We start from the raw sequence: 22,111 nt of genomic DNA, 5'->3' as shown, positions 1-22,111 counted from the left end.
TTTGCCGGTTGTACCTCCAGTGGGACTCGAACCCACAAGCCTTTCGGCAGCTGATTTTAAGTCAGCCGTGTATGCCAATTCCACCATGGAGGCCTAACACCTCGATTTTACGCGAACTGGGCGGGTTCGGCGAAATCCCGGTGCAAACGACGATGGAACCGGGAGCAAAATTCCCGGTTCCATCGGCTAGTCAACCATCGACGAGCGAGGCTCGTGCGTTACTTCTTCGGAGCCGCCGAGGCTTCGAAAGCGGCGCGCGGCACGTCAAGGTTGTTCAGCTGCAACGCATCGCGGCTGTAGAACCAGGCAACCATCCAGTCGCCAAGCACGCGGAACTTGCGTTCGAAGGTCGGCATGGCCATACCGTGGTAGCCACGGTGTGCCATCCAGGCTGGCCAGCCCTTGAGCTTGATGCCAAGCACCTTAGCGACGCCCTTGTTGCGGCCGAAGCCGGCCACGGCGCCGAGGTTCTTGTGCTTGTATTCCTTGACGCTGCCCACGCCGTAGCGTGCTGCATAAAGGTTCTTGGCCAGCAACTTGGCCTGACGCACGGCGTGCTGGGCGTTGGGTACGCAGGTACCGTCCGGCAGGCCACCGGTAACGTCCTTGACGGCCGAGATATCGCCGGCGGCCCATGCGCCGTCGAGCGCCTCGCCGTTTTCGTCCTTGATGCGCAGGTCGGTACGGGTGTCGATGCGGCCGCGGCCCTCGATGATGAAGTCGGTGGAGCGCACCATCGGGTTGGCCATAACGCCGGCACACCAGATCAGGGTGTCGGTGCCGAATTCGCCGGCTGGGGACTTGTCGGCCATGTTGATCAGCTGCAGGTTGCCGTCGGTGGCGTCGGCCAGCGAGGTGTTCAGCAGCACCTCGATGCCGCGGCTACGCAGGTGCTCAACGACCCACAGGGCCTGCTCTTCGGTGACCTCGGGCATGATGCGCCCCATGGCCTCGACGAGGACGAAGCGCACCTCATCCTTGCTCACGCGATCGTTGAGCTGGACCAGGTGACGGGCCATATCCTCGAGTTCGGCGATGGTTTCGATGCCGGCGAAGCCGCCACCCACCACGACGAAGGTCAGCGCGCGCTTGCGAGCTTCGGGATCGGTCATGTTGCTGGCCGATTCGATGCGCTGGGCGACCTGGTTACGCAAGGCCACGGCCTCTTCGATGGTCTTCAGGCCGATACCGGTTTCGGCAAGCCCCGGGATGGGGAAGGTGCGGGTGATAGCACCGGCGCTCATGACGACGTCGGTGTACTCCAGCTCGAACTCTTCGCCATCGACCGGCCGGATCACGGCGGTCTTGTTGGCGTGGTTCACGCTGGTGACGGTGCCGTTGATCAGCTCCGAGTGCTTCAGGTGCTGGCGGTGCGAAACCACGGCGTGGCGCGGTTCAATGTTGCCACCGGCCACCTCGGGCAGGAACGGCTGGTAAGTCATGTAAGGGTTCGGGTCGACGACGGTGACGATACCGCCGTGCGCCTTGACCTTCTTCTGCAGTTTCAGCGCGACGTACAGGCCAACATAGCCACCGCCGACGACAAGAATGCGCGGACGCTTCTGGGAGCTTTCGATGATCGACATACTCCCGATTCTACGCGGAAAATCGGCATTAGTGAAAACATTCACTAACTCATTCTGTGCAATCGCCCACACCAGGGGGGCTAGTCGCGCTCCTCGGGCAGGTCATCGAAGAAATCGCGGCCGTTGCGGCCGGGCTCATCCACCGGCAAGGTGCCGATGCTGGCTCCCGAGGCAATAGCCGCCGCGCGCTCCCGACGTGCGGCGGAAGCGATCTGCAGCCCACCAATGACGAGCACCAGCAGCACCAGCGCACCGCCGCCAATGACGATCGTCGCCTGCAGCCCGGTCATCGCGGGTTCCGGGGCCACGGGCGTGGGGGCCGCGATGGGCTTGATCGTGGACTTCTCCACCGAGACGCCCGGGTCGGTGTTCACCGGCGGAGTCTGCTTGCCGCGCCGGTGCACCCGAATCCACTCGGTGATGGTGTCCATCGGATTCGCCTCGGCCACCGGAACCTGTGCGGTCAAGGCGGCCTGAGCGTTGAGAATGCCGTAACCGTAGAGGTTGTCCTGCCCCGGCTCCCCCACATCCCGTGCGGTCTGCAGAATCCGGTTAATGACCTGCGGGGCCTTCATCTCCGGGTACTTCGAGCGAATCATGGCCACCACCCCGGAAACGATTGGGGCTGCACCGGAGGTACCCGACCAGCGGGCATAGCCGCCCCCGGGCAGGCCACCGACCAGCTGCTCGGCGTCGGCGGCGACGCCAATGGAAATACCCTCGGTCGAAGAGTCCTGCGAGGCCTTATCCTGCGCATCCACGCCGGCGACCGTCAGCACACCGGGAATCGTGGCCGGCGCACCGACTTGGCTCATTCCGCCCGAGCGGTTGCCCGCCGCGGCGACAATCACCACATCCTTGTCCTCGGCGTACTTAAACGCGTCGTCCCAGCTCTCGGGCCACGCCGGTGAGGTGGAGCCCAGAGACATGTTGATGACCTTCGCCCCGTTATCCACCGCCCAACGCACGGCTTTCGGGATCTGCTCCTCCACCGACACCCCGGCCGGGTTGTTCCCGCCCATCCAGAGCGACACCGAGAGCAAGTCAGCCTCCGGAGCTACGCCCAGCATGCCATCGGAGCCCGGCCCGAGCTCCGGAACCTCCTCATACTCGGGTTCCTTCGGTGGCTTGGTGTCCTCGTCGTCGTCCTCTTCGGCGCTCTTCTTGGCCCGCTCCCAGGCCTTTTTCAAGCGCTCGTTCTCCGAGGTGATGCGCTCGATTTCCGACTTATTGTTGCCGCGTCCGGCCAGCATGGTCGCCACCAGCGTGCCGTGCTCGCTCATCGCACCGATCGGATTCTGCCCTTGAGCGGCCCCGGCGCCGGACATGTCGGCGCCACCGACCACGGCACCCTTCAGGTCGGGGTGCGTGGTGTCGACACCGGTGTCGATAATCGCGACTTTGACCCCGGCACCTTTACTGATCTTCTGCGCCTCGGTGATGCCCAGATCCTTCAGCCAGTGCTCGTCGCTGCGCACATCGTCGGCCTGCGCCGGAACGGCGGTGCCAAGACTCAGGCCGGTCGCCAGTAGCGCGCTACACAGCGCGGCAAGCAGACTGCGGCCGCGGCGCTGAAACGGTGCCGGGGTTCTGGAACTCACGCGTTACTCCTTAGTCACTGTCGTAGCCTGCGCCGTTACCGGCGGTTGGCTACGCGCCACTGAAAGCTAGTCTCGGGTCAGCAGCGCTGCCGAGCTGGCAATCCCGTCGAGAATGTCATGTTCCGAGGCGATCAGCTCGCGCGGACCCTGCGGGTTGGTGTGCTCGAGCAAAGCCAGGATGCGCTCGACGATCAGCGCACCGGCGCTGATCACATCCACCCGGCCCGGGTGCATGTACCCCAGATCGGCACGCTGCTCGCGGGTGGAATCAAGCATCCATCCGGTAGCCCCACGCATCTGCTCGAAAGAAATCCGGGCACCATGGATGCGCTGGGAATCATAGCGGTCGAGCCCCAGGGCGCAGGCCGTGAGCGTGGTGAAGGTTCCGGCGACCACGAGCACCTGCTGCACGGAGCCTAGATCCAGCACCCCCTGTAGTTCCGCGAGCTTCTGATCGACCATTTGCACGCACTCGTCCGAGCGTAGCTGCGCCTCGCCGAAGCGTTCGGTGACCCGCACACACCCCACGTCGAGGCTCTTCGCCGCCTGCACGCCGGCGGAGGTGCCAATCACGAATTCGGTGGAGCCGCCACCAAGATCGATCACCAGCGAGGTTCCGCTGCTTTCGGGCAGCACGCTGGTGGCGCCGGTGAAGGACAGGTTCGCCTCGACCTCGCCGCTAATGACCTCTGGGGCGATCCCCAGAATCTGGGTGATGCCCCCGATGAACTGCTCGCGGTTGCTGACATCGCGGGCGGCACTGGTGGCCACGAACCGTAGCTGCTCAACCTCGTGCTCGTCGATTAGCTGCTTGTAATCACGCACCGCGGCAAAGGTTCGCTCCAGGGCCTCGTCGGAGAAGGCGCCGGTGGCGTCCACACCCTGTCCGAGGCGCACCACGCGCATGGTGCGCAGGCGCTCTTCGAGCCGCACGTTGCCGTTGCTCAGCTCGGCGTCGGCGATCAGCAGGCGGATCGAGTTGGTGCCGCAGTCAATTCCCGCCACTCGCATCAGTTGCGCTCCTCGGGGTTGGACGCGGCCTCGGCTTCGGCGCGGCGCCGCGCGCGCTCGGCGCGTTTGGCTTGGGGGTCTTGCTTCTCCTGGGTCTTCACATGGCGCGAACGATCGCGTTGCGGTACCGGAGCCTCGGTATCCCATGCACCGGCGCAGTAGCACCGATCGGCTGTCCACCATTCGGCGATTCCGGCCAGCGCCTCATCGCCCAGCGGGTTCACACCCGGCCCGGCGGCCAGTGAGTGCCCCACGAGTACATGCAGGCACTTGACGCGGGTGGGCATGCCGCCGGCCGAGACTCCGGCGATCTCCGGTACCTCGCCGGTGCCCGAGCGGGCGCCAATGGCGTCGCGGTTAGCCAAGTAGGACTCGTGGGCGGCCGCGTAGGCGGCGGCCAGCTGTGGGTCGGCCCCGAGACGTTCGTTCATCTCGTTCATCAGCCCGGCGGCTTCGAGCCGGGAGACCGCCGAGGTGATCACCGGGTGGGTCAGGTAGTAGGTCGTCGGGAACGGAATGCCCGAGGACAGCCGCGGTGCGGTGGTGGCCACCAGCGGGTTTCCGCATACGCAGCGGGCACCGATCTCCACGACATCGCGCACCGGGCGGTTCAGCTGCCGACTGAGCGTCTCAAGGTCGGCTTCGCTGGGCACGCGGGCGTCGGCGTCCAACGCCTCGTGGACACTGTTAGGGGTTTCGTTCATCAGTTCTTCCGCTGTCGGGGGTGCTGCGTCATCTAGTCGGTGGCCGAGCGGCGCACGGAGTCGAGCAGGGCGTCGACCCAGGGCAGCTCCTGGCGTACCTCGAAGGTACTGCCGTTGGCTTCCGGTTCGGTCTTCTTCTCCTCGGGGACCGCCCCGACCACCTTGTAAACCTTTTCGCCGGGCTGCACCAAGTTTATCCGTTCCCGGGCCTGTTGTTTGATATACAGCGGATCGTCCCAGCGGGCGATCTCATCCTTCAGCTCATCCTGCCGCGTCTGCAGCGAGGCAATGGTTTCACGCAGCTCGGTCAGTTCCTGGTTCTGCGTACGGTAATAGTTCACCGTCGGCACCAGCAACACGGCGAAGAACACCAGCACCACCAACAGGCCGGCAAAGCGTCCGGAGAATTTGTGGGCGGCCACCGGGGTCGCGTCCACCTCATGGGTTTCGTCGCTGGTGGCGGCCTCCGGGTTACGACGCACGGCCCCGGAGAACTTCATCCGGTCGGTGCGCCGCCGGGCGGACTGCTTTTCCTTGGCCCGCTGATGCATCGGCAGCTTGCTCTTCGCCGGCGTCGGCTCGTTGTAATCCGCGCGCTGCTCGGCGGCCCGGCGACCCCGCTCGGTGACCGGTTCGCCGGTGTCAGCGCTCGGCGCTTCGGTGGCCGGATTCGCGGAACTAGCCGGGCGCGGACGGGCACCTCCCGGACGTGGCAGGCGCGGAGCTACGCGGCGCGGCTGGGCCTCGGAACGCGGTGCGTGCTGCTGGGCCTTCTCCCGGGCCTGAACCACGTTGATCGCGTCGGTGGGTAGCTCGGTGGGTTCGGGAGCCGACGGCTGGGTAGGCTGCCCCTCAGGTACGTTGGCGCGCGGTATGCGCGGCGGACGCTGAGCCATGATCCCCCATTCGACGTCGTTCGGCGTGCGGTAATTCCATTAAATAACGAAAAGCCCGCCGGTATCCACTACCGACGAGCTTATTCGTTCTAACTGAAGGTTAGCTGTTGAAACGCGGGAAGGCGCTGGCTCCGGCGAAGACCGCGGCCTCGCCCAGGTCCTCCTCGATGCGCAGCAACTGGTTGTACTTCGCCACGCGCTCCGAACGGGCCGGGGCACCGGTCTTGATCTGACCTGCGTTGGTGGCCACGCAGATGTCGGCGATGGTGACATCTTCGGTCTCACCCGAACGGTGCGAGGTGATGGTGGTGTAACCCGAACGCTGGGCCAGTGCAATGGCTTCGAGGGTTTCGGTCAGCGAACCGATCTGGTTCACCTTCACCAGCAGCGAGTTGGCGGTTCCCTTTGCGATGCCGTCGGCCAGACGCTCCGGGTTGGTCACGAACAGGTCGTCGCCCACCAGCTGCACCTTGTCGCCAATGGCGTCGGTGAGGGTCTTCCAGCCATCCCAGTCGTTCTCGTCCAGCGGGTCCTCGATGGACACCAGCGGGAAGTCGGCGACGAGCTGTGCGTAGTAGTCGCTCATCTCCTGAGCGGACAGGGCCTTGCCCTCGAACTGGTAGGCACCGTTCTCGAAGAATTCCGAGGAGGCAACGTCCAGGGCCAGGGCGATGTCGCGGCCCGGCTCGTAACCGGCGCGCTTGATCGCCTCAACGATCAGCTCCAGTGCGGCGCGGTTGCTCGGCAGGTTCGGGGCGAAACCACCCTCGTCACCCAGGCCGGTGGACAGGCCCTTCTCGTTCAGCACGGCCTTGAGGTTGTGGTAAACCTCGACGCCCCAGCGCAGAGCCTCGGAGAAGGTCTCGGCACCCAGCGGGGCGATCATGAATTCCTGAATGTCGACGTCCGAGTCGGCGTGCGAACCACCGTTGAGGATGTTCATCAGCGGCACCGGCAGAACGTGAGCGTTCGGGCCACCCAGGTACTTGAACAGCGGCAGGTTGGCGCTGGCGGCTGCGGCGTTGGCCACGGCCAGGGAGACACCCAGGATGGCGTTGGCGCCCAGCTTGGACTTGTTGGAGGTGCCATCCAGCTCGATCATGGCGGCGTCGATAGCGCGCTGATCGGTCGCATCCAGCCCCTCGAGCTCATCGGCGATATCCTCGATAACCGCCTCAACGGCACCCAGCACGCCCTTGCCCTGGTAGCGCTTCTTGTCGCCGTCGCGACGCTCCGCTGCTTCGAACTGGCCGGTGGAAGCACCCGACGGCACGGCGGCACGGCCGTGCGAGCCGTCGGAGAGCAGGACCTCGACCTCGACGGTCGGGTTGCCACGGGAATCCAGAATTTCGCGCGCGTGAATGGCGTCAATGAATGCCATAAGTGTGTACTCCTTGTATAAAGGGGCGGTCAAGGTTCAATATATGCCGCGGAGGTAATCCGCTGGCGCCTTTGCCTACCCCTAGCCTATCGCTTTGCCCGTCGTGAGGGCGATCATATGAAGACATGTCATGGGCCATAGACTTCTGCCAAGCGCGCCCGCAACACCGATTCGGCGTCCAAGCCCAGCTGCTGCGCCCGGGCCGTGAGCGCCAGAAGCGCATCGCCAAGACCCCGCTCATCGTCCACCTCGCTCACCTCGAGCGCCGCCCCTTGATGTGCCGCTGGCAACGGGGTTTCGGAACGCTCGCGCCGTTCACGCAGCTTCTGCGCCAGGGCGAGCGCCGGTAATCCTGCCGGCAAACCGTGGGCCCCACTGGCCGGTTCGTTATTGCCCCGCTCGGCCTTTTCCTCGGCTTTTGCCGCATCCCAGAGCCGAATAATTTCCTCGACGTCCTCGATGACGGTAGCCCGCTCGGTGCCATCGGATTCGAAGACGTGACGGTTGCGACGCACCAGCTTGGCCCGCAAAGTCTGCGCCACCTCCCCCAGAGTGAAGTAGCCGTGCTCGGCACCGATCTGGGCATGGAGCAACACCTGATAGAGCAGGTCACCCAGCTCTTCGCGCAGGGCCTCGGGAACGCCGGCATCGATCGCCTCGAGCACCTCATAGCTTTCCTCGAGCAGGTAGCCACGCAGGGATTCATGGGTCAGCGCCTGCGTCCACGCGCACCGTTCACGCAGGGTGGCCACCGTGTCGATGAGCTGTCGCAACTGCTCGGTATCCGTGGGCGTTGAGTGCGGGTTCATCGGCTCACCGGCAATCCAGGTAGTCCATCGATGCTCACCGCATTTTTCGTGGCCCGGTAGGCCTCCATGCCCTGTGCGCCGCGTTTCTCGGCATGCTGGCGTAGCAGGTCGCGTTCGCCGACGAATTCCATCACCGGCACACCCCAGCCGCAGGAGTCGCTGATTCGGTGAACCTCGACATCGATCACCGCGCGCGTACTGGGATGTTCGGGGTGCAGGGCCGTGACCTCGTCGAACACGGGGTCACCGGGCAGGTGCACGGTGCCCAGTCCGTGCAGGCGCACGATCCGTGGGCGGGCGCCAAAGGAATTGAACATCAGGCAGACCCGGCCATTTTCGCGTAGGTGGGCAATGGTTTCGACGCCACTGCCCGAGTAGTCCACCCAGGCCACCCGGTGCGGTCCGAGCACCGAGAGCGTGTCATGCCCGCGTGGCGAGAGATTGATATTTCCCTGCGCGCTGAGCGGCGCCGTCGCCACGAACCACACGGGCTGCTGCTCAATCCAGGCTTGTAGTTTCTGATCGATTTCCGCGAATACTTTGCCCACACCTCGAGCATAGTGCACCGAGTTTCGTCCCGGCCGGAGCGGCGGATAAACGGCGCTGGGGCCACCGTTTCGGTGACCCCAGCGCGCAGAGAGTGACTAGATCTCTTCGAATTCTTCCTCATCGTCGACCGCGAGTTCGGCCTCCATGAGCTCCGCGTAGTAGTCGTTGATGTACTCCACCAACAACTCGCGCAGCTCCAGGGGCACGAAGGCGGCCTCGGCGGCGTTCAGCGTCAGGTCCAGCAGATCCTCGAGATCGTAGTCGAAGGTTTCGACCAGCAGCTCGAACTCGTCGGAGAGCGTCGTGCCGGACATCAAACGGTTGTCCGGGGAAATGGTGACGTTGAACCCGGTCTGCACCAGCAGGTCTACCGGGTGTGCCTCAATGCCCTCGCCAAAGCCGGCGGTCGCCCCGGTCTGCAGGTTTGAGGATGGGCAGATTTCCAGCGGGATGCCGCGTTCGCGCACCCAGTTGGCCACCGGCCCGAGCTCGACCAGCCCGGTGTCCTCGCTGACGGCTTCGCCTTCGTCGTCCACGCCACCGAACTCGATCTGGATGTCCTCGGCAATGCGCACGCCGTGGCCCAGACGCTGGGCACGACCGGTGAGGATCGCGTCCTTAATGGATTCCAGTCCGGCAGCCTCTCCGGCATGCAGGGTGGTCGGGAACAGGTGCTGGGCCAACAGGTCGAAGGCCTCGGTCAGACGCGAGGGCGGGTTGCCTTCCTCGGCGCCGGCAATGTCAAAGCCGACGACGCCGCGCCCGCGGTGACGCAGGGCCAACTGGGCGATCTCCAGGCCGCGGTCGGCGTGGCGCATGGCGCTGAGAATCTGTGCCACCTGAATCGGGTGCCCCTCTTCGTTCAGAGCGGCGCACCCCTGATCGAGTCCCTCCTGGACGGCGTCGACCACGTCATCCAGGCTCAGACCCTGTTGCTGGTGCTGCTCCGGCGCGTAACGCACCTCGCCGTAGATCACCCCGTCGGCGGCCAGATCCTCGACGAATTCGCGGGCCACACGAATCAGGGCCTCGCGGGTCTGCATCACGGCAATGGTGTGGCCGAAGGTTTCTAAGTAGCGCGGCAACGAGCCGGAATCGGCGGATTCACGGAACCATTCGCCCAGGGCCTCGGCATCGGTGGCGGGAAGCTCGTGGCCGATTTCGGCGGCCAGCTCAATGATGGTCTGCGGGCGCAGGCCACCGTCCAAGTGATCGTGCAACGAAACTTTGGGAAGATCCCGGAAATCGAACTCGGGATCGTAGGCAAGATGAATCAATTCTTCAGTCACATCTGAAGCCTAGTCGCTATTGCCCGGTACTGATAGCCGTCTGCGGTTAAGATCGCGACGCCGCGAGGTTAATCTTCGTCACCCAGCGAGGTGGCCGGGCGTGCACCGCCGGACGTGCCGCGGGCCCGTTTACGCTCCGCCTCACGCCGGTGAAACCACCCCAGGGCACGATTGACGATTTTGTCGAGGATGAGGCCCAGCCCCAGTGCGATGGCCACCGACAACACAATTCCGAGCAACTTGTTATGCGCCAGCCAGTTGCCAGCCAACGCGCCAATGCCTACCGAGTACAGACCCCAGGTGAGGCAGCCAAGGGTGTCGAAGAACAAGAAACGACGATAGGAGAATCCCGAAGCACCGGCGCTGAGGTTCACCGCCACGCGTCCGATGGGAATGTAGCGGGCGGTGAAAATCAACAGGGCACCGGAGCTCTCGAGGCGACGCGCCGCGAAACTCAGCACCTTCTGTGCACGCGCCGAACGCATCCACGCGAGTTGCCCATGACCGAGCCGCGTGCCCAACCAGTAGGTGAACTGGTCGCCGAGAATCGCGCCGGTCACGCCAAGAACCACCAACCACCAGAGGTTCGGTGCCCCCTGGGCCACTCCGACGGCCGCCAAGGAGACCAAAAAGGTTTCGGAAGGGACCACGGGGAAAAATGCGTCGATGGCGCAAAAGGCAAACAGCAAAGGCAGAATCCACCACGCGCTGGCGGCCTGATTAATGGCCTCGTTGACCAAGTCGATCACGGTTACCGTCTTCTTCGTAGGTTCACACGCCACCGAACGGTGGCGTTAGTCTAGTTTCCCATTGGCACCGGCCGCTAGGCATCAGCCGTTTGGCGGTCTTTGCGTTGAGCAAACCGACACCTAGGTCGTAGATCCAGTTACCTCCAACGATGACGGCCACCGAGTGGTTCCAGTTGCTGTGCGGATACGCCAACGCCGCCGCACTTACCTTGGTGGCAGGGGCGGCGGCGTGGAGAGCTCAGCCATTTCGGGGTGTGTGAACCTAGCTGGCGGCCACCCGGTCGATAATCAAACGGGTATCGGCACGGTCGTTCTCCGTGCCGATCAGCATGGAACCTTCCACCAAGGCTGCGGCCCGCTCGAACTTCTCAGGAGTGTCGGTCAGTAGCGTCGCGATCGGCTGACCGCGTCGCACCTGGGCGCCGGGCTTGGCGTGCAACCGCACCCCGGCGCCGGCCTGCACGGCGTCCTCCTTACGGGCTCGTCCGGCCCCCAAGGTCCAGGCGGCCACGCCGATATCCATGGCATCGAGCTTGAGCAGGGTACCGTCGGCCGGTGCGTAAATGGTCTGCGATTCGGCAGCCACCGGCAAGCTCGCATCCGGATCTCCGCCCTGGGCGGAGATCATGCGGCGCCAATAATCCATGGCTCGACCGTTGCGCAAGGCCTCGCGCACATCGACATCGTGCACCCCGGCACCGGCAAGCATTTCGGTGGCCAAGGCACAGGTCAGCTCCACCACATCCTCGGGGCCTCCACCGGCGAGCACCTCCACGGACTCTTCGACCTCGATCGCGTTGCCGGCGGTCAGCCCCAGCGGGGTGTCCATATTGGTCAGCAAGGCCACCGTGTTCACTCCGGCGTCGGTGCCCAGGTTCACCATGGTTTCGGCCAGCTCGCGTGCGTTGGCTTCGTCCTTCATGAAGGCTCCGGAACCCACCTTGACATCCAAGACCAAGGTGCCGGTTCCTTCGGCAATCTTCTTACTCATAATGGAGGAAGCGATCAGCGGAATCGACTCGACGGTTCCGGTCACATCACGCAGTGCGTAGAGCTTCTTATCGGCCGGGGCCAGGCCGGCACCGGCAGCACAGATCACCGCCTGCAGGTCGGATAGCTGAGCGAACATTTCCTCGTTGCTCAACGCCGCACGCCATCCCGGAATTGCTTCGAGCTTGTCCAGCGTGCCGCCGGTGTGCCCGAGTCCGCGGCCCGAAAGCTGTGGAACGGCCACCCCGAAGCTCGCCACAAGCGGCGCCAGCGGGAGGGTGATCTTATCCCCCACCCCGCCGGTGGAGTGCTTATCGGCGGTAGCCAGCGGGCGTCCCTGCCGGTCGGTAAGCGTCGAGAAATCCATCCGTTCACCGCTGGCGATCATGGCCGCGGTCCAACGGGCGATCTCCGCACGGTTCATCCCTTGGAAGAAGATCGCCATGTTCAGCGCGGCCATCTGTTCCTCGGCGATCACCCCACGGGTGTAGGCGTCGATGGTCCAGTCAATCAGTTCCGGGGACAGTGCCTCGCCGGCTCGCTTGGTCCGGATGACCTCGATGACGTCATAGGCTTCGGTTGCCATGGGAATTAACTCCTCAGGTTGTCCGGCCCGAAGGCATCGGGCAGAAGGTCGGTGATGTCGGTGAGCCCGCGGGCCGTCTGAATGGTGAGCGTCGCGGCGCGGTGCTCGAAAAGCAGCTGCCTGCAGCGACCGCAGGGGGTAATGAGCTGCACCTGACCGTGATCCTGTTGCCCGAGGCAGAGGAAGTATTCCAGTTGCCCTCCGCCGGTGGCGAAGAGTTCTCCGATCAGCGCGCATTCGGCGCAGAGGGTGACCCCGTAGGCGGCATTTTCCACATTGCACCCGGAAACGAGCCGGCCGTCGCTGCTGAGCGCTGCCGCGCCCACCCGAAAATTCGAGTAGGGCGCGTAGGCCTTCTCAAGTGCGGCCTGCGCCGCCTGGCGGAGCTCGTCCCAATTCACCTTGGGTTCATTCATGGGTGCCTCACTCCTTGAGATAGGGTTCACCCACGGCGGCCGGGCCGCGCGAGCGACCGACCAGACCCGCCACGGCGAAGATGGTGACCAAGTACGGCATCATGGCCATGAACTGGCTCGGCACCGGGGTGCCGATAATGGTCAGGATGACCTGCAAATTATCGGCGAAGCCGAAGAGCAAGGCAGCCAGGAAGGCACCAATGGGGTTCCAGCGCCCGAAGATCACCGCGGCCAAGGCGATGAAGCCGCGGCCACCGGAGATTTCCTTGGTGAAGCTTTCGACGGCCACCAGGGTGAAGAAGGAACCACCAATACCGGCGATGATGCCGCCAAGGGTCACGTTCCAGAACCGGGTGGCGTTGACCTTGATGCCCAGGGTGTCGGCCGCCTTCGGGTGTTCACCCACGGCGCGCACGCGCAGGCCCCAGCGCGTCTTGAACAGGGCGTACCAGACCACTGCGACGGCGATATACATCAGGTAGCCGATCACCGACTGCTTGAACAGGATCGGTCCGAGAATCGGGATGGCGCTCAACCCGGGAATCTCGATGATCGGTAGCCGCGGTGGATGGTTATACAGCTCCGCGTCGGCCTGCATCACGGTGGTGAACAGGAACCCGGTCAGCCCGGAGACCAGCACGTTGAGCACCACACCGACGATGATCTGGTTGACAACATATTTGATGGAGAACAGTGCCAGCACCAGCGAGACCAGCGCACCGGCCACACCGGCGGCGATCAGCCCGAGGTAGGCATTCTGCGTCATGCTGCCGACCAACGCGGCGGTGAAGGCGCCGCCGAGCAGCTGGCCCTCGATGGCGATGTTGACGACGCCGGCACGTTCACACATGATCCCGGACAGCGAACCGAAGACCAGCGGAACCGCCAGCACCGCGGCACCGGCCAAGAGGCCAGCCAACGAAATGCTTGGGGTCCGTGCGCCGGAGACGACCCAGATCAGGAAGGAGAGGACAAAGAGGGCGGCGAAGGCGATGATCCACCCGCGGCCCAGTGGACGTGCCTGATTGCGGCGCACCCAGGCCAGCGCGGCGATGCCGGCCATGAACAGGCCGATGATCAGGTTGCTGATCCGGCCCGGCAAGACCAGTTCCGGTAGCGTGAAGGCGTCACCGGCCGAGGAGAGCCCGAAGTGCGCGCTGGCGGTGGAGCCCAGGGCCCCGAAGCACACCAGCACGATGGCGGCGAAAACGCTCAGCGTGAGCGGCACCTTTTTGCCCACGCTATGCGCCACAACCGTGGTGGGGAGAACTGCTGGCTGGGTCATTACTGTGCACCACCCTGGGTTGCGGCCGCGGCGGCCTGAATCTTCTTTTTCTTCGGGTTCAGCCCGAACATCGCCTTAATCAGCGGCGGGGCGGCAATGAACAGCACGATCAGCGACTGCACCACCAGCACGATGTCGATCGGGGTTCCGGTCGAGATCTGCATATTCACCGCACCGGCACGGAAGGCACCGAAGAGCAGGCCGGCGAAGAAGGTGCCCCATGGGGTCGAGCGCCCGAGCAGCGCCACCGTGATGGCGTCGAAGCCAAGCGACCCGGCGATGCCGGCGGTCAGCACCTTTTCGGTGCCCGCCACCTGGGCGACGCCGGCGGCACCGGCCAAGGCACCGGCCAGGGCCATGGCCACAATCATGGCCCGCTGCACATTCACACCGGCGGTCTGCGCCGCCAGCGGGTTATGTCCCACGGCGCGCAGCTCAAAACCGAGCGTGGAACGCTTCAGCAGCCAGCCCATGCCGAAGGTCAACAGCACCGCGAGCAGGAAGCCTGCGTGCAGCCGCGAACCGGGCAGCGCCGGGAAGACCGCGGTGGTATCCAGGATCGGCGAAATCGGGTTGGTCTCCCCCGGTCGGCGGAAGGCCTGGGTGTTCATCAGGAAGTCAAGGAAGTACAGCGCCACGTAGTTGAACATGATCGTCAAGATCACTTCGTGGGCACCGGTGCGGGCCTTGAGCAGACCCACCAGACCGCCCCAGAGGGCACCACCGAGCAGGCCGAAGACGATGACCAGCAGCAGGTGCAGCACCACCGGCAGATGCCAGGCGAAACCGACATACCCGGCCATCGCGGCGCCGATGATGATCTGCCCCTGGGCACCGATGTTGAACAGGCCAGCCCGGAAGGCCAGACCCACACCCAAACCGGCGCAGATCAGCGGGGTGGACACGGTCAACGTTTCGAGGAACGGGGCAAAGCCCTGCGCCGAGTTGTAGATGGAGCCTTCGAACAGGGCCACATAGGAGGATGTGCCGGCTTCCCACAACGCGGAGAAGAAGTCCGAAGGACGACGAAGTAGGTAACCGGCCGTGGTCGCCACGCGCTCATCGGTGGCCGCAATGAGCAGTCCGCCGATGATCAGGGCGACGATCACGCCGAGCACCGAGACGAGCCCCGGTCCCTGGGTGATCTGTTTGAATAGGTCGTTTTTCGCCGGTGCCGGCGCGGTTTTCTCAGCGCTCACTGGCCTTCTCCTTGGTTCTTGTGCTGTGCGGCCGCCTCATCGGCGCTGACCCCCGCCATCATCAGGCCGAGTACGTCGCGCGGGGTATCGGCCGGGACGATGCCGATGATCGAGCCCTTGTAGAGCACCGCGATCCGGTCGGCTAACTCGATCACTTCATCGAGCTCGGTGGACACGATCATCACCGGGGTTCCGGTATCGCGCTCGGCCACGATGCGCCGGTGCAGGAATTCGATGGAGCCGACATCCACGCCGCGCGTGGGCTGCGAGGCAATGAACAGCTTCAGCTCGCGGCCCAGTTCGCGGGCCATCACAACCTTTTGCTGGTTACCGCCGGAAAGGCTCGAGGCCGGGTTCAACGCGTTATCCGTACGCACGTCGAAGCGTTCGATCTGCTCGGCGGCGTTCTTGCGCACCTGAGCCAGGTTCATCGACAGTCCCTTGGCAAAGGGCGCCCGATCGTAGAGGTCCAGGATGAGGTTCTCCTCGATGCTGAACTGGCTGACCAGGCCGTGCACGCTGCGGTCTTCGGGGACGAACCCGACACCGGCGGCAAGGACCTGCTTGACCGAGCGGCCCAGCAGTTCTTTGCCTTCGAGTTGGACCGATCCGCCGCTGACCGGCTGGGTACCCAAGATGGCCTCGGTCAGTTCGGTCTGGCCGTTGCCCTGCACACCGGCGACGGCGAGAATCTCGCCGCGGTGAATATCGAAGCTCACCTCGTTCAGCACCCGGGTGCCGGCCTCGTCGATCACCGACAGGTCACGCACCTGGAAGGTGGCCTCGCCGGGGGTGGCCGGCTCCTTGTTCAAGGACAGCGACACCGAACGGCCGACCATCATCGAGGCCAACTCGGTGGTGTCGGCCTGCGGGGAGACGGTGCCGACGACTTCGCCTCGGCGAATCACGGTGATCTGATCGGAGACCGCCTTGACTTCGCGTAGCTTGTGGGAAATGAAGACGATGGAGGTGCCGTTGGCCTTGAGCTGACGCATGATATCGAGCAGCTCGTCGGTCTCCTGCGGTGTCAGCACCGCGGTGGGCTCGTCGAGAATCAGCACACGGGCCTGGCGCACCAGAGCCTTGATGATTTCCACGCGCTGCTGCACGCCCACCGGGAGGTCTTCGACCAGCGCGTCGGGATCCACGTCGAACCCGTACTTCGCGGAGATCTCACGAATTTTGCGGCGGGTGGTTTCAAGATCGAGGCGGCCGCCGGCCTTGGTGCTTTCGGCACCCAGGGCCACGTTCTCGGCCACCGTGAACACCGGGATGAGCATGAAGTGCTGGTGCACCATGCCGATGCCGGCCGCCATGGCGTCGCCGGGACCGGAAAAGTCGACGACCTGATCGTCGACGAGAATTTGGCCCTCGGTGGGCTGGTACAGCCCGTAGAGCACATTCATCAAGGTGGACTTTCCCGCGCCATTTTCACCGAGTAGACAGTGAATTTCGGCATCGTCAACCACGAGGTCGATGCCCTTATTGGCGTAGAAAGTACCGAAAGCTTTCGAGATTCCCCGCAGTTCGAGTTTCACGATGGTACCGTTTCGTTTGTTCGGTGGGCTGTAGTTAAGATTCCGTGCTCACAGGCGCGCCCCCACCCACCGACAGGCGGTGTGCAGGGGCGCGGCATCTGAGCGGCGACTAGTGCTTCGGGCTTGCGTCCGATTCAACCTTCAGCTCGCCGGAAATGATCTGCTCCTTGAGCTTGGCGACCTCAGCCTTGGTCTCCTCGCTCACCTCGGACTCCAGGTCGTGGAACGGGGCGATATCGACGCCGCCGTTCTCCAGGGTTCCGACGTACGGGGTGGCATCGAAGTTGCCATCGATATCGCTCTTGATGACCTCTTCCACCGCGGCGTCCATGGTCTTGATCACCGAGGTGAGCATGACCTCCTTGTAGTCCGGGGCGGTCAGGAAGCCGTCGGAGTCAACCCAGATCAGCTTGACGTCCTTGCCGGCCTTGACGGCGTCGGTGACGGCCACTGCCGCGCCCTTACCCACTGGGCCGGCCACCGGCATGACCACGTCGGCGCCCTGATCGATCAGGTTCTTGGTGGTCTGCTTACCCTTATCCTGCTTCTCAAAGTCACCGGTGAAGGTGCCGTCCTGGCTCTTCTTGTCCCAGCCCAGGACCTTGACGTCCTTGCCCTTATCTTCGTTGTACTTGGCCACACCGTCGGCGAAGCCGTCCATGAAGATGGTCACGGTCGGCAGCTTGATGCCGCCGAAGGTGGCGACCTTGCCGGTCTTGCTGGTGGCGGCGGCGACATAGCCGGCGAGGTAGGCAGCCTGGGCCGTGTCGTAGATGATGGGCTTGACGTTGTCGGCCGGCTCCTTGGTGGTGGCATCCACCAGTGCGAAATGTGCGTCCGGGTTGGCCTTGGCCGCGGCTTCGGTGCCATCGGCCAACAGGAAGCCAACGGTTACGGTCAGGTCACAGCCGGCGTTCATCATGCCCTGCAGGTTGGTGGCGTAATCCGAGTTGGACTTGGATTCCGCCTCTTTAACCTGAATGCCCAGGTCCTTCTTGGCGTTCTGCAGGCCACGGTAGGAGGACTCGTTGAAGGACTGGTCGTCGAATCCACCGGAGTCGGAAACGATGCAGCCGGTGAAGTCGGAGTTGGCGCTCGCTGCACCACCCTCCTCGGGAGCGGCGCCGCAGGCGCTCAGTGCCAATGCCGAAATGCCCAGCATGGCAGTTGCCACGCCGGCCTTGCGCGATAGCATGCGCATGAAATCCTCCAAGGTCCGTTGCGAGATTATCGGGGAGCGAAAGTGGCGCCTCCCGTCGACGGATCCCCTCGTCGGGCACGGCGAATGTGCGATCATTCCCACTGTGTCCATAGCCTATCGGAGATTACCCGCGCGTAAAGTGCCAAAACATGACAATCCGGTAACGCTTCGGCCACCAACGGCAAGCGCTTAACGTTTTGCGCCAAGTCACCGGCCAAGTAGCCGCTGACCTCAACGGCAAGAAAAATTTTTGCGGCTTTTTAGTTGCCGTTCATCTCCGCGATGGCCTGCAGGCAGGCGGCGGCCATCACTCGCACACCGGTGGGAATGGCACGTTCGTCGGGAATATAATCCCCACGATGCAGATCGTAGGTCTCCCCGCCCGGGGCCCGGGTCCCCAAACGGAACATGGCACCGGGGATCATATTGGTCATCCAGGCAAAGTCTTCCCCGCCCATGGACTGCGGGGTCAGCACCACCGAGGCCGACCCGATTTCGGCCCGCGCCGCGTTTTCAATCAGCTCGGTCTCCGAGGCCGCATTGACCACCGGTGGAACCCCGCGCGTGTGCTCGAGCTTGACCTCGACCCCATAAGGGGCGGCGACTTGGCGTACCGTGGCGTCTAAGAGCTCGCCCGCCGCATGCCACGCGTCGCCATCCAGGCAACGCATGGTCCCGGCCAAATATCCGGTGCCCGGAATCGCGTTCGGGGCGCTACCTGCGTGGATCTGCCCCCACACCACCGAGACGGCCGAACGCACGTCCACCTTGCGGGTGAGAATCGCCGGAACCTGGGTGACAATCTGGCTCATCGCGAAGACCACGTCCTCGGTCAGATGCGGGCGGGAGGTGTGTCCGCCGCGACCGGTCAGTTCGATCTTGATCGTGTCGCTGGCCGAGGTGATGGCACCGATACGCGTGCCCACGCTCCCGGCGTCGATCCGTGGTTCGCAGTGCAACGCCAAAATGCGCGGTACCTCGTCGAGCACACCGGCGGCGATCACCGCTTGGGCGCCGCCGGGCATCTTCTCCTCGGCGGGCTGGAAAATCACGCGCACGCGACCGTGCAGCTCGCCGGCCTCCTCGAGTCGGCGCAGCAAAAGCGCCACACCGAGCATCACGGTGGTGTGAATGTCGTGGCCGCAGGAGTGCGCGACGCCCTCAACCTGTGAGGCGTACTCCAGCCCGGTTTCTTCGATAATCGGCAGGGCGTCGATGTCGGCGCGCAACCCGATGGCGATCGGTCCGCTGCCCACGTCCACATAGGCGCCGGTGCCTTCCAGCGCCACCGGATTCAGGCCCGCGGCCCGCAGGGTGGCCAGAATCCGCTCGGTGGTCTGATGTTCGGCAAAGGAGAGTTCGGGGTTGCGGTGCACCGCGCGCCGAAAGTCGATCAGTTCGGGCAGCAGCACGTCAACGAGCTGCCCCACGGGGCTCCGGTCGGGTCTGCGGTCGTTCACATGATGCACAGTCTCGAGCTTACTTGCACGTAGCGGCTCATCCCAGTTATGAGCGTCATCTTCGGCCCCACGGTGAAACACTACGACACGCCAGCGCCACCGGCGGCCGGTAGCTCATACCCGGCACAGGAGCAGGGCCTAGAACCGCCACAGACTCGCTCCTTACGCTAAAGTCCAGCGCCGCACCGTGACGAAAGGACCACACAATGGATGGAAAACCCACCCGCAAATGGGTTGGAGACCGGCCCCTGGCCCAACCCGCCGAAGACCTCGAAGATCAGGGTCTGGGCTTCGATATCGGCACATTGCTCGAACGCCGCAAGGTACTCTCGGCGATGGGCCTCGGGGCGCTGGGTCTCGGGCTGGCCGCCTGCACACCGCAATCATCACCGTCGAACGGCACGAGCTCCAACGCCGCGAGCGACACCCTCGCCGAGATCCCCGACGAAACCGCCGGCCCCTACCCCGGCGACGGCTCCAATGGACCCGACGTCCTAGAAGAGTCCGGGATTATCCGACGCGATATCACCTCGAGCTTCGGCGACGCCCATGGCACCGCCGCCGGGGTCCCGATGACCCTCGAGCTGAACGTTCTCGACCTGACCAATTCCGGGGCGGGTTTCGCCTCGGTGGCCGTCTATGTGTGGCACTGCGATGCTCAGGGACGCTACTCGATGTACACCCAAGGGGTGGAAGACGAGAACTTCCTGCGCGGGGTGCAGCTGGCCGACGCCGACGGGAAGGTCAGCTTCACCTCCATCGTCCCGGCCTGCTACACCGGTCGGTGGCCGCATATCCACTTTGAGGTCTACCCGGACCGCGATTCCATCGACGATGCCGGCAACGCGATCGCCACCAGCCAGGTCGCGTTGCCCAAGAATATGTGCGACGCCGTCTATGCCACCGACGGCTACGAGTCCTCGGTGGCCAACCTGGCAAGCCTCTCGCTGGATACCGATAACGTCTTTGGCGACGACTCCGGTGCCAGGCAGCTGGCCACCGTCACCGGCGATGTCAGGAACGGCTACACGGTGGCACTCACCGTCCCGGTCGATACCCGCACCACGCCCAGCGGCGGGGCCGGGCCCGCGGGCCGCGGCCCGGGCAACGCACCACCTACCGGCTCCCGGCCCTCGGCGGCTCCGGCAGCACCCTAACCACCCACCGGGCCCCAGACGGAAATACCCAAGGGGCGCCGCATCCACCCACCCCCATGAGGTGGATGGACGCGACGCCCCTTGCAGAGTTTCACCGGTGCGCGGCGGTGCGCGCCGAAACTACTGCTCTTCGGCCACCAGCTCCGCGCAACGCTCGCCGATCATCATGGTGGTGATGTTCGGGTTCACGGTCACCAGCTCCGGCATCACCGAGGCATCGGCCACACGCAGACCGCTGACGCCCTTGACGCGCAGCTTCGGATCCAACGGGCTCATCTCATCCTGCTCCGAGCCCATGCGCACCGTGCCCGCCGGGTGATACACGGTGTTGTGGGTGCGCTTGAGGTAATCGAAGATCTCCTCATCGCTCTGCGCCTGGGCCCCCGGGAACTGTTCCTCGCCGGCCCACTCGGCCATCGGCGACTGCGCCACAATCTCACGAGCCTTGCGAATACCGTAGGTCATCACGCGGGCGTCATGACCCTCGGGGTCGGTGAAGTAGCGTGGGTCGACCTTCGGCTTATCCCGGAAGTCGCAGCTACGCAGGCGCACGGTACCGCGCGACTTGGCGTGCGTGACATTCGGGGTCAGGCAGAAGGTGTTCTCCCCGGTCGGGTAGCCCTGACGCAAGGTGTGCATATCAAAGGGCACCGAACCGTAGTGCATCATCAGATCCGGACGGTCCAGCCCCTCCTGGGTCGGGGTGAAAATGCCGATCTCCCACCACTGGGTCGAGGACTGCACCATCGGCTTCTTAGCCTCCCACTGGATCACGCCTTCCGGGTGATCCTGCAGGTGCTCGCCCACGCCCGGGGAGTCGACCAGCACGTCGATGCCGACCTCGGACAGGTGCTCGGCCGGGCCGATCCCGGAAAGCATCAGCAGTTTCGGCGAGTCGATGGCACCGGCCGAGACGATCACCTCACGCGCCGCGTTCAGCGTGGTGGTGCGCCCGAAGGCACCATCGACCACATCCACACCGGTGCACCGCTTCGCATCATCGAAGTTCAGCTTGCGCGCCTGCAGACCGGTGAGCAGGAAAAAGTTCTCCCGCTCCAAAATCGGGTGGATATAGGAGACCGACGAGGAGGCACGGGTGCCATCGGCCTGGCGGTTGATCTGGAAGAAGTTCGCACCATTAATGACGGTCTCGTTGTTGTTGAACTTCGCCCGTGGGATCCCGGCCTGCTCACAGGCATCGAGCAGGGCCACCCCGCAGGGGTCGTTGGCCGGCACATTCATCAGATGCACCGGACCGGAATCCCCGTGGTGCGGGGCCTCAGGCCCAGCATCCTCGTTGGTTTCCAGCTTCTTGTAGAGCCGGTAAGCCATCTCGGCATTCCAACCGGTGGCACCGAACTTGCTCTCCCACTCGTCGATGTCTTCACGCGGGGCCCAGAAGGCGATGCAGGAGTTGTGGCTCGAGCAGCCGCCCATCACCTTGGCACGCGCGTGACGCATGAAGGAGTTGCCGTTCTCCTGCGGTTCGATGGGGTAATCCCAGTCGTAGCCGGACTCCAGCAGCTCCATCCAGCGGTTCAACTGCAGGATTTCGTCGATCCCGCGATCATCCGGGCCGGCCTCAACCAGCGCGACGGTCACCTCGGGGTTCTCGCTCAACCGCGAAGCCACCGCGGCACCGGCCGAGCCGCCACCGATAACGATGTAGTCGAAGTCTTTCTTCTCAATGCTCAACGTATGCGC

The 22,111-nt window shown here is 64.4% G+C and carries 19 protein-coding genes and 1 tRNA gene; 1 reads left to right on the top strand and 19 read right to left on the bottom strand.

Features of this window, described 5'->3' with window-relative positions; all coding sequences use genetic code 11:
- Nucleotides 1-11: 11 nt before the first annotated feature.
- From ACJD00_RS03520 to ACJD00_RS03435, 18 genes are all read right to left on the bottom strand, one after another.
- Nucleotides 12-93, bottom strand: a tRNA-Leu gene (locus ACJD00_RS03520).
- A 125-nt stretch (nucleotides 94-218) separates the two neighbouring features.
- On the bottom strand, nucleotides 219-1,586 hold the full coding sequence (locus ACJD00_RS03515; RefSeq protein ID WP_309408588.1) for an NAD(P)/FAD-dependent oxidoreductase: 1,368 nt from the start codon (nucleotides 1,584-1,586) through the stop codon (nucleotides 219-221).
- Between the two features lie 80 nt (nucleotides 1,587-1,666).
- On the bottom strand, nucleotides 1,667-3,187 hold the full coding sequence (locus tag ACJD00_RS03510) for a S8 family serine peptidase (protein ID WP_418908509.1): 1,521 nt from the start codon (nucleotides 3,185-3,187) through the stop codon (nucleotides 1,667-1,669).
- Nucleotides 3,188-3,253: 66 nt separating this feature from the next.
- On the bottom strand, nucleotides 3,254-4,198 hold the full coding sequence (locus tag ACJD00_RS03505) for an exopolyphosphatase (RefSeq protein ID WP_418908508.1): 945 nt from the start codon (nucleotides 4,196-4,198) through the stop codon (nucleotides 3,254-3,256).
- Nucleotides 4,198-4,902 (bottom strand): DUF501 domain-containing protein, encoded by a 705-nt coding sequence (locus tag ACJD00_RS03500; protein ID WP_418908507.1) that lies wholly within the window; start codon nucleotides 4,900-4,902, stop codon nucleotides 4,198-4,200. The genes ACJD00_RS03505 and ACJD00_RS03500 overlap by 1 nt, the downstream gene beginning before the upstream one ends.
- 32 nt (nucleotides 4,903-4,934) lie before the next feature.
- Nucleotides 4,935-5,798: a septum formation initiator family protein gene (locus ACJD00_RS03495; protein WP_418908506.1), complete on the bottom strand. Its 864-nt coding sequence runs from the start codon at nucleotides 5,796-5,798 to the stop codon at nucleotides 4,935-4,937.
- Between the two features lie 100 nt (nucleotides 5,799-5,898).
- Complete coding sequence (gene eno / locus ACJD00_RS03490; RefSeq protein WP_418908505.1) at nucleotides 5,899-7,179, bottom strand: phosphopyruvate hydratase; 1,281 nt, start codon at nucleotides 7,177-7,179, stop codon at nucleotides 5,899-5,901.
- Nucleotides 7,180-7,307: 128 nt separating this feature from the next.
- The gene (locus ACJD00_RS03485) at nucleotides 7,308-7,988 is read right to left on the bottom strand and encodes a MazG nucleotide pyrophosphohydrolase domain-containing protein (RefSeq protein WP_418908504.1); all 681 of its coding nucleotides are present in this window, start codon (nucleotides 7,986-7,988) and stop codon (nucleotides 7,308-7,310) included.
- Nucleotides 7,985-8,536 (bottom strand): pyridoxamine 5'-phosphate oxidase family protein, encoded by a 552-nt coding sequence (locus tag ACJD00_RS03480; RefSeq protein ID WP_418908503.1) that lies wholly within the window; start codon nucleotides 8,534-8,536, stop codon nucleotides 7,985-7,987. The genes ACJD00_RS03485 and ACJD00_RS03480 overlap by 4 nt, the downstream gene beginning before the upstream one ends.
- Before the next feature lie 96 nt (nucleotides 8,537-8,632).
- Nucleotides 8,633-9,826, bottom strand: a complete 1,194-nt coding sequence (locus ACJD00_RS03475; RefSeq protein ID WP_418908502.1) for an adenosine deaminase — start codon at nucleotides 9,824-9,826, stop codon at nucleotides 8,633-8,635.
- 68 nt (nucleotides 9,827-9,894) lie between these two features.
- Nucleotides 9,895-10,575, bottom strand: coding sequence for a DedA family protein (locus tag ACJD00_RS03470; protein ID WP_418908501.1), 681 nt, complete (start codon nucleotides 10,573-10,575; stop codon nucleotides 9,895-9,897).
- Between the two features lie 262 nt (nucleotides 10,576-10,837).
- Complete coding sequence (locus ACJD00_RS03465; protein ID WP_418908500.1) at nucleotides 10,838-12,151, bottom strand: thymidine phosphorylase; 1,314 nt, start codon at nucleotides 12,149-12,151, stop codon at nucleotides 10,838-10,840.
- A 5-nt stretch (nucleotides 12,152-12,156) separates the two neighbouring features.
- Nucleotides 12,157-12,567, bottom strand: a complete 411-nt coding sequence (locus ACJD00_RS03460; protein WP_418908499.1) for a cytidine deaminase — start codon at nucleotides 12,565-12,567, stop codon at nucleotides 12,157-12,159.
- Between the two features lie 7 nt (nucleotides 12,568-12,574).
- Nucleotides 12,575-13,852, bottom strand: a complete 1,278-nt coding sequence (locus ACJD00_RS03455) for an ABC transporter permease (protein ID WP_418908498.1) — start codon at nucleotides 13,850-13,852, stop codon at nucleotides 12,575-12,577.
- A complete protein-coding gene (locus ACJD00_RS03450; RefSeq protein ID WP_418908497.1) occupies nucleotides 13,852-15,051 on the bottom strand; it encodes an ABC transporter permease in 1,200 nt (399 codons plus the stop codon). Before ACJD00_RS03450 ends, ACJD00_RS03455 begins: the two co-directional genes overlap by 1 nt.
- Nucleotides 15,048-16,589 carry an ABC transporter ATP-binding protein gene (locus ACJD00_RS03445; protein ID WP_418908496.1) on the bottom strand — a complete coding sequence of 514 codons (1,542 nt, stop codon included), beginning with the start codon at nucleotides 16,587-16,589 and terminating at the stop codon, nucleotides 15,048-15,050. The genes ACJD00_RS03450 and ACJD00_RS03445 overlap by 4 nt, the downstream gene beginning before the upstream one ends.
- Nucleotides 16,590-16,698: 109 nt before the next feature.
- On the bottom strand, nucleotides 16,699-17,790 hold the full coding sequence (locus ACJD00_RS03440; RefSeq protein ID WP_418908495.1) for a BMP family lipoprotein: 1,092 nt from the start codon (nucleotides 17,788-17,790) through the stop codon (nucleotides 16,699-16,701).
- A 260-nt stretch (nucleotides 17,791-18,050) separates the two neighbouring features.
- Nucleotides 18,051-19,250 carry an amidohydrolase gene (locus tag ACJD00_RS03435; protein ID WP_418908494.1) on the bottom strand — a complete coding sequence of 400 codons (1,200 nt, stop codon included), beginning with the start codon at nucleotides 19,248-19,250 and terminating at the stop codon, nucleotides 18,051-18,053.
- A 206-nt stretch (nucleotides 19,251-19,456) separates the two neighbouring features.
- Here ACJD00_RS03435 and ACJD00_RS03430 point away from each other — a divergent pair, with 206 nt between their 5' ends.
- Complete coding sequence (locus ACJD00_RS03430; protein ID WP_418908493.1) at nucleotides 19,457-20,407, top strand: intradiol ring-cleavage dioxygenase; 951 nt, start codon at nucleotides 19,457-19,459, stop codon at nucleotides 20,405-20,407.
- Nucleotides 20,408-20,527: 120 nt separating this feature from the next.
- On the opposite strand, the gene ACJD00_RS03425 is transcribed toward ACJD00_RS03430, so the two are convergent.
- Nucleotides 20,528-22,102, bottom strand: coding sequence for a GMC family oxidoreductase (locus tag ACJD00_RS03425; RefSeq protein ID WP_418908492.1), 1,575 nt, complete (start codon nucleotides 22,100-22,102; stop codon nucleotides 20,528-20,530).
- Nucleotides 22,103-22,111 lie beyond the last annotated feature (9 nt).

The sequence above is a fragment of the Glutamicibacter endophyticus genome (genome assembly GCF_048457885.1).
In the GTDB taxonomy this organism is placed as follows: Bacteria; Actinomycetota; Actinomycetes; order Actinomycetales; family Micrococcaceae; genus Glutamicibacter; species Glutamicibacter endophyticus.
The sequence above is the reverse complement of the archived record's forward strand: the minus strand, read 5'-3'. Positions and strand labels throughout refer to the sequence as shown.